Genomic DNA, 14,081 nt, shown 5'->3' on the forward strand with positions numbered 1-14,081 from the left:
TCGATGATCTCCGCGCGTGCCCGCATCCTCCTGCTGCTGCTGGTGGTGATGACGGCAGCCCTCGCCGCCGTCGCCGGTACCACCCGCTCCATCCTGCTGCGCGACCTGGAGCACCGGGTCGACCGGCTGCTGGCACAGGAGACGCGGGAGTTCGCCAGCCTCTACGAGCGGGGCGTGGACCCCGAGACGAGCCGCCCCTTCACCGACCCGGAACGGCTGCTGACGGTCTTCCTGGAGCGGCAGTACGCCGACCCGGACGAGGAGTTGCTGGGCCTGGTGCGCCAGCGCGACGGGCCGAAGCAGCTCGTCCAGCCGCGGGATCTGACGATGTCCCAGCCGCTGGAGAACGACGGGGCGGGCCGCCGGGCGATCTTCGAGTCCGGCGACCGTACGGGCTCCCTCGACCGGCCCTCGGGCGAGGTGCGCTGGGCCAAGGTCGGCATCGGCGCGAAGGAGGAGCCGGACGCGGCGGCGTTCGTCGTCGCCATCCACACCGAGCGCGAACGCGAGCAGGTGAGCGATGTGTTCGTCATCATGCTGATGATCTCGGCCATGGCGCTGGTGGTCGTCTGCGCCATCGGCTGGGCGGTGGCGGGCCGCATCCTGGCGCCCGTACGGCTGGTGGGACAGACCGCCGCGCAGTTGACGGAGCAGGACCTGACCCGGCGGATCCCGGTGCGCGGGCGGGCGGACCGGGACGAGACGGCGGCGCTCGCGGCGACGTTCAACGCCATGCTGGACCGGCTGGAGCGGGCGTTCGCCGCCCAGCGGGAGTTCGTCGACGACGCCGGACACGAGCTGCGTACGCCCATCACCATCGTGCGCGGCCACCTGGAGCTGATGGGCGAGGACCCGGCGGAGCGCGAGGAGACGCTGCGGCTGGTCACCGACGAACTGGACCGGATGACCCGGATCGTGGAGGACCTGCTGCTGCTCGCCAAGGCCGAGCGGCCGGACTTCGTCGAGCCGGAGCCGGTGCAGTTGGCGGAGCTGACCGCGGACGTGTTCGTCAAGGCCAGGACGCTGGGCGAGCGGGACTGGGAGCTGAGCGAGGTCGCCGAGGGCGAGATGCGCCTCGACCCGCAGCGCGTCACGCAGGCCATGGTGCAGCTCGCCCAGAACGCGGTGCAGCACACCGCGCCCGGCGGGCGCATCCGGATCGGCTCGCGGACCGCGGAGGGGCACGTCGAGCTGTACGTCGCCGACAGCGGCCCCGGCATCCCGCCGCAGGACGCCGACCTCATCTTCGAACGCTTCCGCCGCGGCACCGCGCGCCGCGGCTCCCGCGGCGGCGGCGCGGGCCTGGGCCTGGCCATCGTCAAGGCCATCGCGGAAGGCCACCGCGGCCATGTCGAACTCAGCCCCACCGAAGGCGGCGGGGCCACCTTTACCCTGATCCTTCAGGAGGGTCTGTGATGAACCGGATTCTCATCGCCGAGGACGAGGAACGCATCGCCTCCTTCGTGGAGAAGGGGCTGCGCGCCAACGGCTTCACCACCACCGTCGCCGCGGACGGCGACACCGCGTTCGAGTTCGCCCTGACCGGCGGCTTCGACCTGGTCGTCCTCGACATCGGGCTGCCGGGACGGGACGGCTTCACCGTGCTGCGCCAACTGCGCGAGGCGCGCTCGACGGTGCCGGTGATCGTGCTCACCGCGCGGGCGTCGGTCACCGACACCGTCGCGGGCCTCGAAGGCGGCGCCGACGACTACATGACCAAGCCGTTCCGGTTCGAGGAGCTGCTCGCCCGGGTGCGGCTGCGGCTGCGTACCGCCGCGCGGGCGCCCGAGGTGACGGTGCTGCGCAGCGGCGACCTCTCGCTCGACCTGCGCACGCGCCGGGCGCAGGCCGGCGGGCGCATGGTGGACCTGACGGCCCGGGAGTTCGTGCTCCTCGAACTCTTCCTGCGCCACGCCGGCCAGGTGCTCTCGCGCGAGCAGATCCTGTCCCACGTGTGGGGCTACGACTTCGACCCGGGCTCCAACATCGTGGACGTGTACGTGCGCGCGCTGCGCAAGAAGATGGGCGCCGAGCGGGTGGAGACCGTACGCGGCATGGGCTACCGGCTGCCGGCCCGTCGGCCGGATGAACCCGAGCTGTCGCACTGACACTCGTTCGGGTGACGCCCGGGTAAAAGGTGAAATCTCCTTAATCTTCGGCTCATCGGAGGCTCACGGCCGCCGCGGAGGCTCTTTCCCGTGAGCCTCTCCCTGCGCCAGACCGCGACGTTGTGCGTGGCCCTCAGCATCTGCGCCCTGCTAGCCGTCCCGGGCAACGCCCCGGGGCTGACGGCCGACGGGCGCCTGACGCTCGCCGTGTTCGCCCTGGCGACCTGCGCCTGGATCGGCACGCCGATCGACGACACGTTCATCGCGCTGGGCGCGGGGCTCGCGCTCGTCGTCACCGGGGTGCTGGACAGCGAGACGCTGTTCGGCACCCTGGGCGACGAGACGGTGTGGCTGCTGATCTGCGCGTTCGTGCTCGCCGCCGCGGTGGCGGGTACGGGCCTCGCGGGCCGGGCGGCGGTGTTCCTGGTCACCGGGGCGCGCTCCGTACGGCAGTTGGTGCACCTGACGACGGCGGCGCTCGTCGTCACGGCCTTCGCCGTGCCGGCCACCTCCGGCCGGGCGGCGCTCGCGCTGCCGGTGTTCCTCGCCCTGGCCAAGGCGCTGGGCGAGCGGAAGCGGCTGGTGGTGATGCTGGCGCTGCTCTTCCCCACCGTCATCCTGCTCTCCGCGGTGGCGACCCTCATCGGCGCCGGGGCGCACCTGATCACGGTGTCCGTGCTGTGGGAGGCGACCGGGGAGCAGATCGGCTTCACCGAGTGGCTGCTGCTCGGGCTGCCGCTGGCGGTCGCCACCGCCCATCTCGCCGCCGAGGTGGTGCTGCTGACGATGACGAAGCGCGCGGACCGCAAGGGCCCGGTGCACCTGACCGCGGAGCAGATCCAGGAGCACACAGAACAGCCGGTCACCGGGCCGCTGTCGCAGGCCGAGGCGCGCTGCGCGCTGCTGCTGGGCACGGTGGTGGTGCTGTGGTGCAGCGAGCCGCTGCACCGGGTGCCGCCGGCGGTGGTGGCGCTGATCGGCGCGGTGGTCGCGGCGTCGCCGGCGATAGGGACCGTACGGCTGAAGGACGCGCTGCGCACGGTGCCGTGGTCGCTGCTGCTGTTCATGGCGGCGACGATGGCGATGGGCATCGCGCTGTCGGAGTCGGAGGCCGCCGCGTGGCTGGTCTCCGGGCTTCCCGGCGGCTCCTCCGTGCCGGGCTGGGCGTTCCTCGCCGCGGTGGTCGCCGTGAGCACCGCCGCGCATCTCGTGCTGCAGTCCCGCTCCGCGCGCTCCAGCGTGCTCGTCCCGCTGGTCATCGCCGCGGCGCTGGCCGCCGGGGTCAACCCGGTGGCCGCCGCGCTGGCGTCCACCGCGGCGGCCGGCTTCTGCCAGACGCTGCCGGCGTCCGCCAAGCCCGTCGCCCTCTTCTCCGACATACCGGGCGTGACGACGTACACGCCGCGGGACCTGCTGCGCACGGCCGCGGTGCTGGCCCCGCTGACCGCGGCGCTGGTGCTGCTCTTCGCCCTCGCGGTCTGGCCGCTGCTCGGCGTGCCCGTCCTCGACGGCTGAACCGCCGCTCGCCGGCCGCCGATCCCCGTACCTCCCTCCGACCCTCAGGAGACCTCATGCTCGACCGCGTGGTCATCGCCCCCAGCGGCTTCAAGGAGTCCCTGTCCGCCGAGGCCGCCGCCGAGGCCATCGCCGAAGGCGTGGGCCGGGTGCTGCCGGACGCCGCCGTCGACCTGATCCCGCTCGTCGACGGCGGCGAGGGTACGGCGCAGGCGCTGGCCGCCGCGACCCGCGGGCGGCTCGTCCCGTACCCCGCCACCGGACCGCTCGGCGACCGGCTGGAGAGCCACTTCGCGCTCCTCGGCGACGGCACCACCGCGGTGGTGGAGATGGCGGCCGTCGCGGGCCTCGCGCTGGTGCCGCGCCCGCGGCGCGACCCGGGCGGCACCACGACGTACGGGGTCGGCGAGCTGATCCGCGCCGCGCTCGACCACGGGGTGCGCCGCATCATCGTCGGCTGCGGCGACTCCGGCACGTCCGACGGCGGCGCCGGCGCCCTGACGGCCCTGGGCGCCCGGCTCCTCGACGCGGAAGGCCGCGACCTCGCCCCCGGCGGCGCCGCCCTCGCCCGCCTCGCGCGCGTCGACACCGCGGGGCTCGACCCCCGGCTCGCCGGGACGGAGTTGCTGGTGGCCTGCAACCCGTACAACGTGCTCTGCGGCCCCCGCGGCGTCGCCCGCGTCTTCGGCCCGCAGAAGGGCGCCTCCCCGCAGCAGGTCGAGGAGCTGTCCGCCGCCCTCGGCCGCTGGGCCGACGTCCTCACCCGCGACCTCCCGGTCCCCGGCACGGACCTGCGCCTGGGCGCGGGCACCGGGGCGTCCGGCGGCCTCGGCGCGGGCCTCGCCGCGGTCGGCGCCCGCCTCCTGCCGCGCTTCGAGGTGCTCCTCGGCCACCTCGACCTCGACGCCCGGCTGGCCGCCGCCGACCTCGTCATCACCGCGGAGGGCGCCCTCGACCACCAGACCCCGCGCGGCAAGGTGCCCGCGGAGGTGGCGCGCCGCGCCAAGCTCCACGGCCGCCCGGTCCTGGCCCTCGCCGGCACGATCGGCGAGGGCGCGGAGGAGGTCCACGGCACGGGCGTCGACGCCTACGGGACCATCATCCCCGGCCCGATGGCGCTGCCCGAAGCGCTGCTGCGGGCCCGGGAGTTCCTGGCGGACGCGGCCGAACGGACGCTGCGCATGGTGCTGATCGGCAGCGCGCTTGCCGGGCGGCCCGCCGGGACCGGCAACACGAGGTAGCCGCGGCCCCCGCCGGGCTCAGGCCACCGCGGGCGCCGCGCCGGAGGCGGGGACGCAGCGGCCGTCCACCGTGCGGTACGACCACCGCGCCCCGTCGCGCACCAGCGACCCCAGCGCCGCCAGGAACCGGTCCACGTGCTCGTCCGGCGTCCCCGCCCCGAAGCTCACCCGCACCGCGTTCAGCGGCCGCTCCCCGTCCCCCGCGCCGCCCCCGCACTCGGCCGACTCCCCCGCCTCGCCGAGCAGCGCCCGCACCAGCGGGTGCGCGCAGAACAGCCCGTCGCGCACCCCGATCCCGTGCTCCGCCGACAGCGCCGCCGCCAGATGCGAGCTGCTCCATCCCTCGACCACGAACGAGATCACCCCGACCCGCGCCGCGTCCGCGCCGAACAGCGACAGCACCCGCACCCCCGGCAGCGCCGCGAGCCCTTCGAGCACCCGCGCCACCAGCGCCCGCTCCCGCGCCACCAGTTCGCCGAACCCGGCCTCCGTCAGCGCCTTGCACGCCGACGCGATCGCGTACGCGCCGATGACGTTCGGCGACCCCGCCTCGTGCCGGGCCGCCGTCGTCTGCCACTCGACGGCCACTCCCCCGTCCGCCGCGCGCAGCACCCGCCGGCTGGCGCCGCCGCCCGCGAGGTACGGCGGCGCGGCCTGGAGCCAGTCCGCCCGTCCGGCGAGGACGCCGGCGCCGAAGGGCGCGTACAGCTTGTGCCCGGAGAAGGCCACCCAGTCCACGCCCAGCCCGGCCACGTCCACCGGGTGGTGCGGCGCCAACTGCGCCGCGTCCAGGGCCAGCCGCGCCCCGTGCCGGTGCGCCGTCGCGGTCAGCTCCCGTACGGGCCACAGCTCGCCGGTGACGTTCGAGGCGCCCGTGACGCACACCAGCGCCGGGCCGTCGCCGACCCGCGCGGCGAGCGCCGAGTCCAGCGCCGCCACGGCCTGCTCGGGGCTGCCGGGCGCGGCGAGCACGGTGACCCGGCCGGCGGCGGACCCGTCGTGCTGCCAGGGCAGCAGCGCGGCGTGGTGCTCGGTCTCGAAGACGTAGACCTCGGTGCCCGGCGGCAGCGCGGTCGCCAGCAGGTTGAGCGAGTCGGTGGTCGAGCGGGTGAAGACGACTTGGTCGCCGGGGCGGCAGCCGAGGAACCCGGCGATCGTCGCGCGGCTGGACTCGAAGAGCTCGGTGGAGAGTTGGGAGAGGTAGCCGGCGCCGCGGTGCACGCTGCCGTAGTACGGCGCGTAGGCGGCGACGTCGTCCCAGACGCGCTGGAGCGCGGGAGCGCTGGCGGCGTAGTCCAGGGCCGCGAACTCGGCGTCGCCGCCGGTGACGAGCGGGGCGCGGACGTCCCGGCCGAGGACGGGCAGACAGGCGGGGGTGAGCGTGGACGCGGACATGCGGAACTCCCGTGAGCAGGCGTCGAGATGTGCGGGGTGACGGGCCCGTACGGCCCGGAAGAAGACGCGCGCGCAGCCCGGCGGAAACCCGGTGGGGGCCGGGGAAGCCCGGTGGAAAGACGCGCGCAGCGGCGGCGGGGCGGAAAGGCCCCTAGCGCATTCGCTTGCTCACGGCGGTACTCCCTCGGCCGACCAGGACCCCTGGATTCGCGAGGGGTCCGCGCTTGCCGCAGACCTCGCTGCCTGCGGCCCGGTCATCACCCGGGGCACCCCGCCACGGACGGAGGGTTGCCGGACAGCGGGCCGGGGCCTTGATCGCTGTCGCTCGTGACCTGGTCAGGAGTATGCGCACCGGAGAGCCGCGGCGCAACCCGGTTGCCCGGACTGTCCGCAACCATCAGGATTTCGGCGGGGGTCGCCCGTACCGGAAGACCCCCGCCCCCGCCTCAGCGGTTGCTGGCCGCGACCCAGCGCTCCAGCGCCCGCAGCGCGGAGCCGGAGTCGATCGACTCCGCGGCCCGTACGATGCCCGCCGCGATCCGGTCCGGCAGCGGACCGTCCGCGTCGGTGTCCAGGGCCGTGAGCGCCGCCGCCGCGTTCAGCAGCACCGCGTCGCGCACCGGGCCGGTCTCGCCGGCCAGCAGCCGGCGGGCGACATCGGCGTTGTACGAGGCGTCCGCGCCCCGCAGCGCCTCCACCGGCACCAGCTCGATGCCCACGTCCCGCGGGTCGAAGCGCTCCTGCCGCACCGCCCCGCCGCGCACGGTCCACACCTGGGAGGTGGCCGTCGTCGTCAGCTCGTCGAGACCGTCGTCGCCGCGGAAGACGAGCGCCGAGGTGCCGCGCTCGGCCAGCACCCCGGCCATGATCGGCGCCATCCGGGCGTCCGCGACGCCGGTGGCCTGCGCGCCGACCCGGGCCGGGTTGGTGAGCGGGCCGAGGAAGTTGAACGGGGTGCTGACCCCCAGCTCCTTGCGGGTCTGCGCGACGTGCCGCATCGCGGGGTGGAACTTGACCGCGAAGCAGAACGTGATGCCCGCCTCCTCCGCGACCTCGGCGACCCGCGCGGGCGCCAGGTCGAGGTTGACCCCCAGCTTCTCCAGCACGTCGGAGGCGCCGGAGGCGGAGGACGCGGCCCGGTTGCCGTGCTTGACGACCTTCGCGCCGGTCCCGGCGACGACGATCGCGGACATGGTGGAGATGTTGACCGTACGGGCCCGGTCGCCGCCGGTGCCGACGACGTCCACGGTCGCGCCCGGCACGGCGATGGTGTTGGCGTGCTCGTACATCGTGCGCACGAGCCCGGAGATCTCCGCGACCGTCTCGCCCTTGGCGCGCAGGGCGACCGCGAACCCGGCGATCTGCGCGTTGCTCGCGGTGCCCGACATGATCTGGTCCATGGCCCAGGCGGTGTCCTCGGCGCCCAGGTCCTGCCCGGCGATCAGCGCGCTGATGACATCCGGCCAGGAACGCGCCGCCGTGCTGTCGCCTCCTGCTGCCGTCTGCACGCTCATGGCACACCGTCCCGGGGTCGTCTCAGTTGTCGGGCGTCAGCCTATCGACCGCAGAGTACGCCGAAGGGCCCCCGTCCAACTGCTGGACGGGGGCCCCGGCGGTGATCGCCCGGCGGCGGACTGGCCCTAGTGGTGCCCGTGGCCGCTGGTGATCTCCTCGTACTCGCGCCTGGTCGGCTTCGCGATCTGGCCGGCCTCGCCGTAGTAGCCGTGCGACAGCCTGGCCCGCAGCTTCTCGACCGGGTTCTGCTTGCGCACCACGCCGTTGTCGTCGACCGTCGGGCCGAGCTCCAGCGGCGCGTACTGGTCGTGCGCGGTGAGCTTGTGCATCTCGTCCTGCGACAGCGTCTCGTGCACCTCGATGAACTCGCCGTGCGGCAGCCGCTTGATGATGCCCGTCTCCCGGCCGTGCAGGACCTTCTCGCGGTCCCGCCGCTGCAGCCCGAGGCAGATGCGCCGGGTGATCCAGAAGGCCAGCACCGGGGCGACGAAGAAGGAGACCCGCACGAACCACGTGATCGACTCGATCGAGAGGTGGAAGTGGGTCGCCCACAGGTCGTTGCCGCCGGCCATCAGCAGCACGAAGACCCAGGTCAGCCAGGCCACACCGAAGGCGGTGCGGGTCGGCACGTTGCGCGGGCGGTCCAGGGTGTGGTGCTCGCGGTGGTCGCCGGTCACCCAGGTCTCGAAGAACGGGTAGGCGACCATCGCGATCGGGACGAGTCCCACGATCATCAGTGGGATGAAGACCCCGAAGTTGATGGTGTAACCGCCGGGGATGTTCCATTCCCAGCCGGGCATGAACCGGATCAGCCCCTCGGTCCAGCCCATATACCAGTCCGGTTGGGCTCCGGTGGAGACCAGATCTGGTCGGTAGGGTCCCAGATCCCAGACCGGGTTGATGGTGAACATCCCCGCGATCACCGCGATCACGCCGAAGACGAGGAAGAAGAACCCGCCCGCCTTCGCGACGTAGATCGGCATGAAGGGCGCGCCCACGACGTTGTCGTTGGTCTTCCCGGAACCCGCGAACTGGGTGTGCTTGTGGTAGAAGACCAGGATCAGGTGGAGCACGAAGAGCCCCAGCATGATGCCCGGCACCAGGAGCACATGGACGGCGAAGAATCTCGGGATGATGTCCGTCCCTGGGAACTCACCGCCCCACAGGAAGAACGCCAGGTAGGTGCCGATCACCGGGGTGGCCAGCGTCGCGCCCTCCATGAAGCGGACGCCGGTGCCGGAGAGCAGGTCGTCGGGCAGCGAGTAGCCGGTGAAGCCGGCGATGCAGCCGAGGACCAGCAGCGTGAAGCCGAAGAGCCAGTTGACCTCGCGCGGCTTGCGGAACGCGCCGGTGAAGAAGACGCGCATCATGTGCGTCGCCATGGCGGCGATGAAGATCAGCGCGGACCAGTGGTGGATCTGCCGGATCAGCAGCCCGCCGCGGACGTCGAAGCTGATGTCCAGCGTGGAGGCGTACGCCTCCGTCATGTGCACGCCGTTCATCGGCGCGTACGAGCCGTGGTAGGTGATCTCCGCCATGCTCGGCTTGAAGAACAGCGTCAGGTACACGCCGGTCAGCAGCACGATCAGGAAGGTGTACATGGCCACTTCCCCGAGCAGGAAGGACCAGTGGTCGGGGAACACCTTGCGGATGTTCTTGCGGCCGGCGGCATGCAGGCCCAGACGGGCGTCGGCCCAGTCCGCGACCCGCTCGCCTCTGCCGGGCGGTTTGCGGCGTGTGTCTGTTGTGGTGGTGCTCATCCGCGCTCCCAGAAGCTCGGGCCTACCGGCTCGTCGAAGTCGCCGAGCGCGTACAGGTAGCCCTCGTCATTGACCGTGATCCTAAGCTGCGGCAGGGGGTGCCCCGCCGGGCCGAAGAGCACGCGCGCGCCGTCGGACAGGTCGAACGTCGACTGGTGGCACGGGCAGAGCACGTGGTGCGTCTGCTGCTCGTACAGGCTGACGGGACAGCCGACGTGCGTGCAGATCTTGGAGTAGGCCAGGATGCCCTCGTGGCCCCAGTCCGCCGACTTCGGGTCCTTGATGTCACCCGGGTGGATCCGGACGAGCATCAGGGCCGCCTTGGCGATCTCGGTGTTGAAGTCGTGGTCGCCTTCCTTCAGCCCCTCGGGCTTGGCGAAGGAGAGCGAACCGACGGTGATGTCCTCCGGGCGCAGCGGCTCGTCGGTGTTCATGTTGATGAGCAGCTTGCCCTTGCCCCACAGCGTGTGGCGCAGCTTGGTGCCCGGCAGCGGGCCGAGGTCGCGCAGCAGCACGACGCCGGCGAGCGGCACCAGCGTGAGCGCGCCGAGCATGGTGCGGCGGATGATCTTGCGGCTGCCGATCGCCGATTCCTCGGTGCCCTGGCGCCACTGGGCCTTGGTGATGGCCTTGGTCTCTTCGGAGGACTCGATCTGGTGCCGCTCCTGGATGACCTCCACGTCCGACATCAGCGTGCGCGACCAGTGGATCGCGCCGGCGCCGATGCAGAACAGCGCGAGGCCCAGGGTGACGCCCAGGGCGAAGTTCAGCGCGCTGATGTGGCCGAGCGGGAAGATGTAGACGATCTTGTCGACGTCGATCGCGACGAACGAGGCGATGAAGCCGACGGTCGCCAGCATCGACACCGTGAAGAGCAGCGAGACGGTGCGCTCGGAGCGCTTGGCGGCCCGCTCGTCGATGTCCTGCTTGCGCGGCTCGTGCGGCGGCAGGCCGGGGTTGGCGAACGGGTCGCGCTCCTCGACCGCGACGCCCCCGCTCTCCTCGCCCTCCCGGACGGTCGGCAGGTGCTCGCCGTTGTTCTCGTTCTCGGAGCCAGCCTGGCTACTCATGACTTCTTGGCCTTTGCAGAGCGGGCGGTGATCCAGATCGTCAGGATGACGAGGGAGCCGAGCCCGAAGACCCAGGCGAAGAGACCCTCGCTCACGGGGCCGAGGCCGCCGAGGCTGAAGCCACCGGGCGACTCGGCCTCGTCGCCGCCGACCTCGTCGAGGTAGGCGATGATGTCCTGCTTGTCCGAGGTCGTCAGCAGCCCGTCGGGGAAGGACGGCATGTTCTGCGGCCCCGTCTGCATCGCCTCGTACATGTGCTTCGGATCGACGCCGTCGATGTTCGGCGCGTACTTGCCGTCCGTCAGGGCGCCGCCCTTGCCGGTGAAGTTGTGGCACTGCGCGCAGTTGGTACGGAACAGGTCACCGCCGCGGGCGACGTCGCCGCCCGCCGGGTCGTACTGGCTCTCCTCGGGGACCGCAGGGCCCGGGCCCAGGGAGGCGACGTACGCGGCGAGCTGGTCGATCTCCTTCTGGGTGTAGATGCTCGGCTTCTTCGGCGCCTGGGCGCCCTGCTGCTGCAGGGGCATCCGGCCCGTGGAGACCTGGAAGTCCACCGCAGCCGCACCGACGCCCACGAGGCTGGGGCCGTCGCTGGAGCCCTGCCCGCCGGTGCCGTGGCAGCTCGCGCAGCCGACCCGGTAGAGCTTCTGGCCCTCTTCGACGGCGAGGGACTGTGCGCTGGTCTCGTCGGCCTGCGCCTTACCGGTGGGCGCGAATGTGGCGTACAGCCCCCCGGTGGCCGCCAGCGCGATGAGTAGGACGACGAGCGCCGCCAGCGGATGGCGCCGTCGTGCGGAGAGCTTTTTCACGGATTACCCCGGTATCAGGATCTTCAGCGTCGGTGTGCTTCTCGGTGCCGGCTCCCCGGCCGGTTACTTGATCAAGTAGATGGTGGCGAAGAGGCCGATCCAGACCACGTCGACGAAGTGCCAGTAGTAGGACACCACGATCGCGGCGGTCGCCTGCTGGTGGGTGAACCGTCTGGCCGCATACGTGCGTCCCAGGACCAGCAGGAAGGCGATCAGACCGCCCGTCACGTGCAGGCCGTGGAAGCCGGTGGTCAGATAGAACACCGAGCCGTACGGGCCGGAGGAGAGCGTGATGCCCTCGTGCACCAGCTCGACGTACTCGGTGACCTGCCCGGCGATGAAGACGGCACCCATGATGAAGGTCACCGTGAACCACATGCGCAGCTTCTTCACGTCACCGCGCTCGGCGGCGAACACGCCGAGCTGGCAGGTGAGGGAGGAGAGCACCAGGATCGTGGTGTTGCCGAGCGCGAACGGAACGTTGAGGGTGTCAGCCTGTTCCTTCCAGAAGTCCGCTCCCATCACCGAACGCAGGGTGAAGTACATCGCGAAGAGGGCCGCGAAGAACATCAGCTCGGAACTCAGCCAGATGATGGTTCCGACGCTGGTGAGGTTCGGCCGGTTGACCGACGGGTGCGCGTGCCCGGTCTCTACTGCTGCTGTTGCTGTCGCCACGTCCGACATTATGTCGGTCCCTTATCTCCGCCTCACTCCGGGGGGTGCCGTTCGGAGTGTCAAGGCGCCGCGGAGGGGCCCTGGACTGCACCGCCGCACCCCGGGCGGAGTAGCATCCGCGGTGAGAGCGGTGCCCGAGAACCACCGGAGGAACCATGGAGTCGACGGCCACAGGACCGGTCAACGTACTGGTCTACAGCGACGACGCGAACACGCGCGAGCAGGTCCGGCTCGCCGCAGGACGCCGCCCCGCGGCGGACGTGCCGCCGGTGGAGTACGTCGAGTGCGCCACGCTCCCCGCGGTGCTGGCGGAGCTGGAGCGGGGCGGCATCGACGCCTGCGTGCTCGACGGCGAGGCGGTGCCCGCCGGCGGCATGGGCGTGTGCCGGCAGATCAAGGACGAGATCTTCCAGTGCCCGCCCGTCCTGCTGATCATCGGCCGCCCGCAGGACGCCTGGCTGGCGACCTGGAGCCGGGCGGAGGCCACCGTGGCGCACCCGGTCGACCCGGCGGCGCTCGCGGACGGTCTGGCGGAAGTGCTGCGCCTGCGGCCGGCCGTACGGGCCTGAGGGCGGGCGGCGCCGGCGCACCCGGCGCTCTGCCTCCGGGCCGCGGGGCCCGGCGGGCGGCTCAGACCCCGGGCCGCAGCCGGCTCGCCTCGGAGGGCCCGCCGCCGTCGCGTACGCCGGGCGTCAGGGAGCTGCCCTCCTGCCACTTGGTCCAGGAGAGGTTCCAGTCCCCGAAGCCGTTGCCGAACGGGGCCATGTCCTCGCCGTAGCTGTTGACGACCTCCACGATGTCGCCCGGCCGTACGGTCTTGAAGAACCAGGCGGCGTTGTCGGTGCTCATCCCGGTGCAGCCGTGGCTCACGTTGGCGGCGCCCTGCGAGCCCACGGACCACGGGGCGGCGTGCACGTACTCGCCGCTCCAGGTGACCCGGGTCGCCCAGGACACCTGGAGGTCGTAGTCCTCCCCGGTGCCGCCGACGCCGATGCTGGCGCCGGTCATCCGGACGCTCGACTGCTTCTCCAGCACCACCTTCTTGCCGTTGCGGGTCTCGAAGCCCGCCTTGCCGGTGGTGACCGGGATGGTTTTGATCTCTTCTCCGTTGCGGTACACGGTCATCTCGTGCGAGGAGGCGTCGGTGACCGCCTCGATGCGGTCGCCGATCTTCAATTCGAGGGGTTTCGCGGCGGTCGCGTAGACGCCCTCGCGCACCTTGACGCCCTCCAGCCGGCTCTCCAGCCGGACCCGGGCGCCCGCGGGCCAGTACTCCCTGGGGCGGTAGTGGAGTTCCTTCTTGCCGACCCAGTACCAGGCGCCCTCGACCGCCGGGGTCGAACTGACCTTCAGGCCGCGCTCGACGACGGCGCGCTCCGCCTGGGTCTTCACGGCCCGGTTCAGCTTGACCGTCAGCGGCTGGCCGACGCCGTACGTGCCCTTGTCGGGGCCCAGCGCGACCTTCATCGGCTTCTTCGTCTTGACCTTGGAAGTGCGGTACGTCAGCCGCTTGTGGCCGGGGGAACCGTCGTCGTTCTCGGTGCTCACGTCGACGCTGTACCGGGACCGGGCGGCCAGCGGCACGGTGCTGCGCCAGGTGTGGCCGTCGGCGGACAGCCGGCCGCGTACGTACCGGCCGCTCTCGTCGACGGCCGTGACGTCCGTGATGCGGGCCTGCCCCTGGGAGGTGACCTCCAGGTCCTCCGAGGGGTCGGCGAGACCGCTGTCGCCGGCGAGGCCGGCGAGCGTGATCCGGCCGGCGGGCTCTCCCGGTTCGCGGGCCAGCGGGTGGCCGCCGGCGCCGCAGGCGGCGAGGCCGGGGGCGAGGGCGGCGAGCAGCAGGGAACAACTGACTGCCGTGCGGCGATGGGGCGTTTGGCTCATGATCACACGCTAGGCAGATGCTCAACGCGACGCGCGGTGTGTGGGCCATACGAGGGGGCCGCGGCACCCGTTCGGCGTGCCGCGGCCCCCTCCGTGGAGCTGTGCTGTA

The 14,081-nt window shown here is 72.3% G+C and carries 12 protein-coding genes and 1 riboswitch; of the genes, 5 read left to right on the forward strand and 7 right to left on the reverse strand.

Annotated elements, in window-relative coordinates:
* The first annotated feature begins 3 nt into the window (after nucleotides 1–3).
* The 4 genes from ACFYVJ_RS29350 (at nucleotide 4) to ACFYVJ_RS29365 (ending at nucleotide 4,864) form a co-directional block, all read left to right on the forward strand.
* Entirely contained in the window at nucleotides 4–1,416 is a 1,413-nt protein-coding gene (locus ACFYVJ_RS29350) for a sensor histidine kinase (RefSeq protein WP_388897699.1), read from the forward strand.
* Nucleotides 1,416–2,108 carry a response regulator transcription factor gene (locus ACFYVJ_RS29355; RefSeq protein WP_388897702.1) on the forward strand — a complete coding sequence of 231 codons (693 nt, stop codon included), beginning with the start codon at nucleotides 1,416–1,418 and terminating at the stop codon, nucleotides 2,106–2,108. The genes ACFYVJ_RS29350 and ACFYVJ_RS29355 overlap by 1 nt, the downstream gene beginning before the upstream one ends.
* A 90-nt stretch (nucleotides 2,109–2,198) precedes the next feature.
* On the forward strand, nucleotides 2,199–3,623 hold the full coding sequence (locus ACFYVJ_RS29360; RefSeq protein WP_388897705.1) for an SLC13 family permease: 1,425 nt from the start codon (nucleotides 2,199–2,201) through the stop codon (nucleotides 3,621–3,623).
* Between the two features lie 56 nt (nucleotides 3,624–3,679).
* Entirely contained in the window at nucleotides 3,680–4,864 is a 1,185-nt protein-coding gene (locus ACFYVJ_RS29365) for a glycerate kinase (RefSeq protein ID WP_388897708.1), read from the forward strand.
* A gap of 18 nt (nucleotides 4,865–4,882) precedes the next feature.
* Here the strand turns inward: ACFYVJ_RS29365 and ACFYVJ_RS29370 are convergent, their stop codons facing one another.
* The 6 genes from ACFYVJ_RS29370 to ACFYVJ_RS29395 all read right to left on the reverse strand — a co-directional run bounded on the left by ACFYVJ_RS29370 (nucleotide 4,883) and on the right by ACFYVJ_RS29395 (nucleotide 12,097).
* Nucleotides 4,883–6,259, reverse strand: coding sequence for an aminotransferase class V-fold PLP-dependent enzyme (locus ACFYVJ_RS29370; protein ID WP_388897711.1), 1,377 nt, complete (start codon nucleotides 6,257–6,259; stop codon nucleotides 4,883–4,885).
* Nucleotides 6,260–6,474: 215 nt separating this feature from the next.
* A riboswitch (SAM riboswitch) is annotated at nucleotides 6,475–6,592 on the reverse strand.
* Nucleotides 6,593–6,705: 113 nt separating this feature from the next.
* Nucleotides 6,706–7,773 (reverse strand): anthranilate phosphoribosyltransferase, encoded by a 1,068-nt coding sequence (trpD, locus tag ACFYVJ_RS29375; RefSeq protein WP_388897713.1) that lies wholly within the window; start codon nucleotides 7,771–7,773, stop codon nucleotides 6,706–6,708.
* 126 nt (nucleotides 7,774–7,899) lie between these two features.
* Nucleotides 7,900–9,534 carry a cytochrome bc complex cytochrome b subunit gene (locus ACFYVJ_RS29380; RefSeq protein ID WP_388897716.1) on the reverse strand — a complete coding sequence of 545 codons (1,635 nt, stop codon included), beginning with the start codon at nucleotides 9,532–9,534 and terminating at the stop codon, nucleotides 7,900–7,902.
* Nucleotides 9,531–10,604, reverse strand: coding sequence for a Rieske 2Fe-2S domain-containing protein (locus ACFYVJ_RS29385; RefSeq protein ID WP_388897719.1), 1,074 nt, complete (start codon nucleotides 10,602–10,604; stop codon nucleotides 9,531–9,533). The genes ACFYVJ_RS29380 and ACFYVJ_RS29385 overlap by 4 nt, the downstream gene beginning before the upstream one ends.
* Entirely contained in the window at nucleotides 10,601–11,413 is an 813-nt protein-coding gene (locus tag ACFYVJ_RS29390) for a c-type cytochrome (protein WP_388897722.1), read from the reverse strand. The genes ACFYVJ_RS29385 and ACFYVJ_RS29390 overlap by 4 nt, the downstream gene beginning before the upstream one ends.
* A 63-nt stretch (nucleotides 11,414–11,476) precedes the next feature.
* Nucleotides 11,477–12,097 carry a heme-copper oxidase subunit III gene (locus ACFYVJ_RS29395; protein WP_388897725.1) on the reverse strand — a complete coding sequence of 207 codons (621 nt, stop codon included), beginning with the start codon at nucleotides 12,095–12,097 and terminating at the stop codon, nucleotides 11,477–11,479.
* A gap of 146 nt (nucleotides 12,098–12,243) precedes the next feature.
* Between ACFYVJ_RS29395 and ACFYVJ_RS29400 the strand changes: the two genes are divergently transcribed.
* Nucleotides 12,244–12,657 (forward strand): hypothetical protein, encoded by a 414-nt coding sequence (locus ACFYVJ_RS29400; protein ID WP_388897728.1) that lies wholly within the window; start codon nucleotides 12,244–12,246, stop codon nucleotides 12,655–12,657.
* Between the two features lie 61 nt (nucleotides 12,658–12,718).
* Here the strand turns inward: ACFYVJ_RS29400 and ACFYVJ_RS29405 are convergent, their stop codons facing one another.
* A complete protein-coding gene (locus ACFYVJ_RS29405) occupies nucleotides 12,719–13,972 on the reverse strand; it encodes an Ig-like domain-containing protein (RefSeq protein ID WP_388897730.1) in 1,254 nt (417 codons plus the stop codon).
* Nucleotides 13,973–14,081 lie beyond the last annotated feature (109 nt).

This window comes from Streptomyces sp. NPDC004134 (assembly GCF_042874195.1).
In the GTDB taxonomy this organism is placed as follows: domain Bacteria; phylum Actinomycetota; class Actinomycetes; order Streptomycetales; family Streptomycetaceae; genus Streptomyces.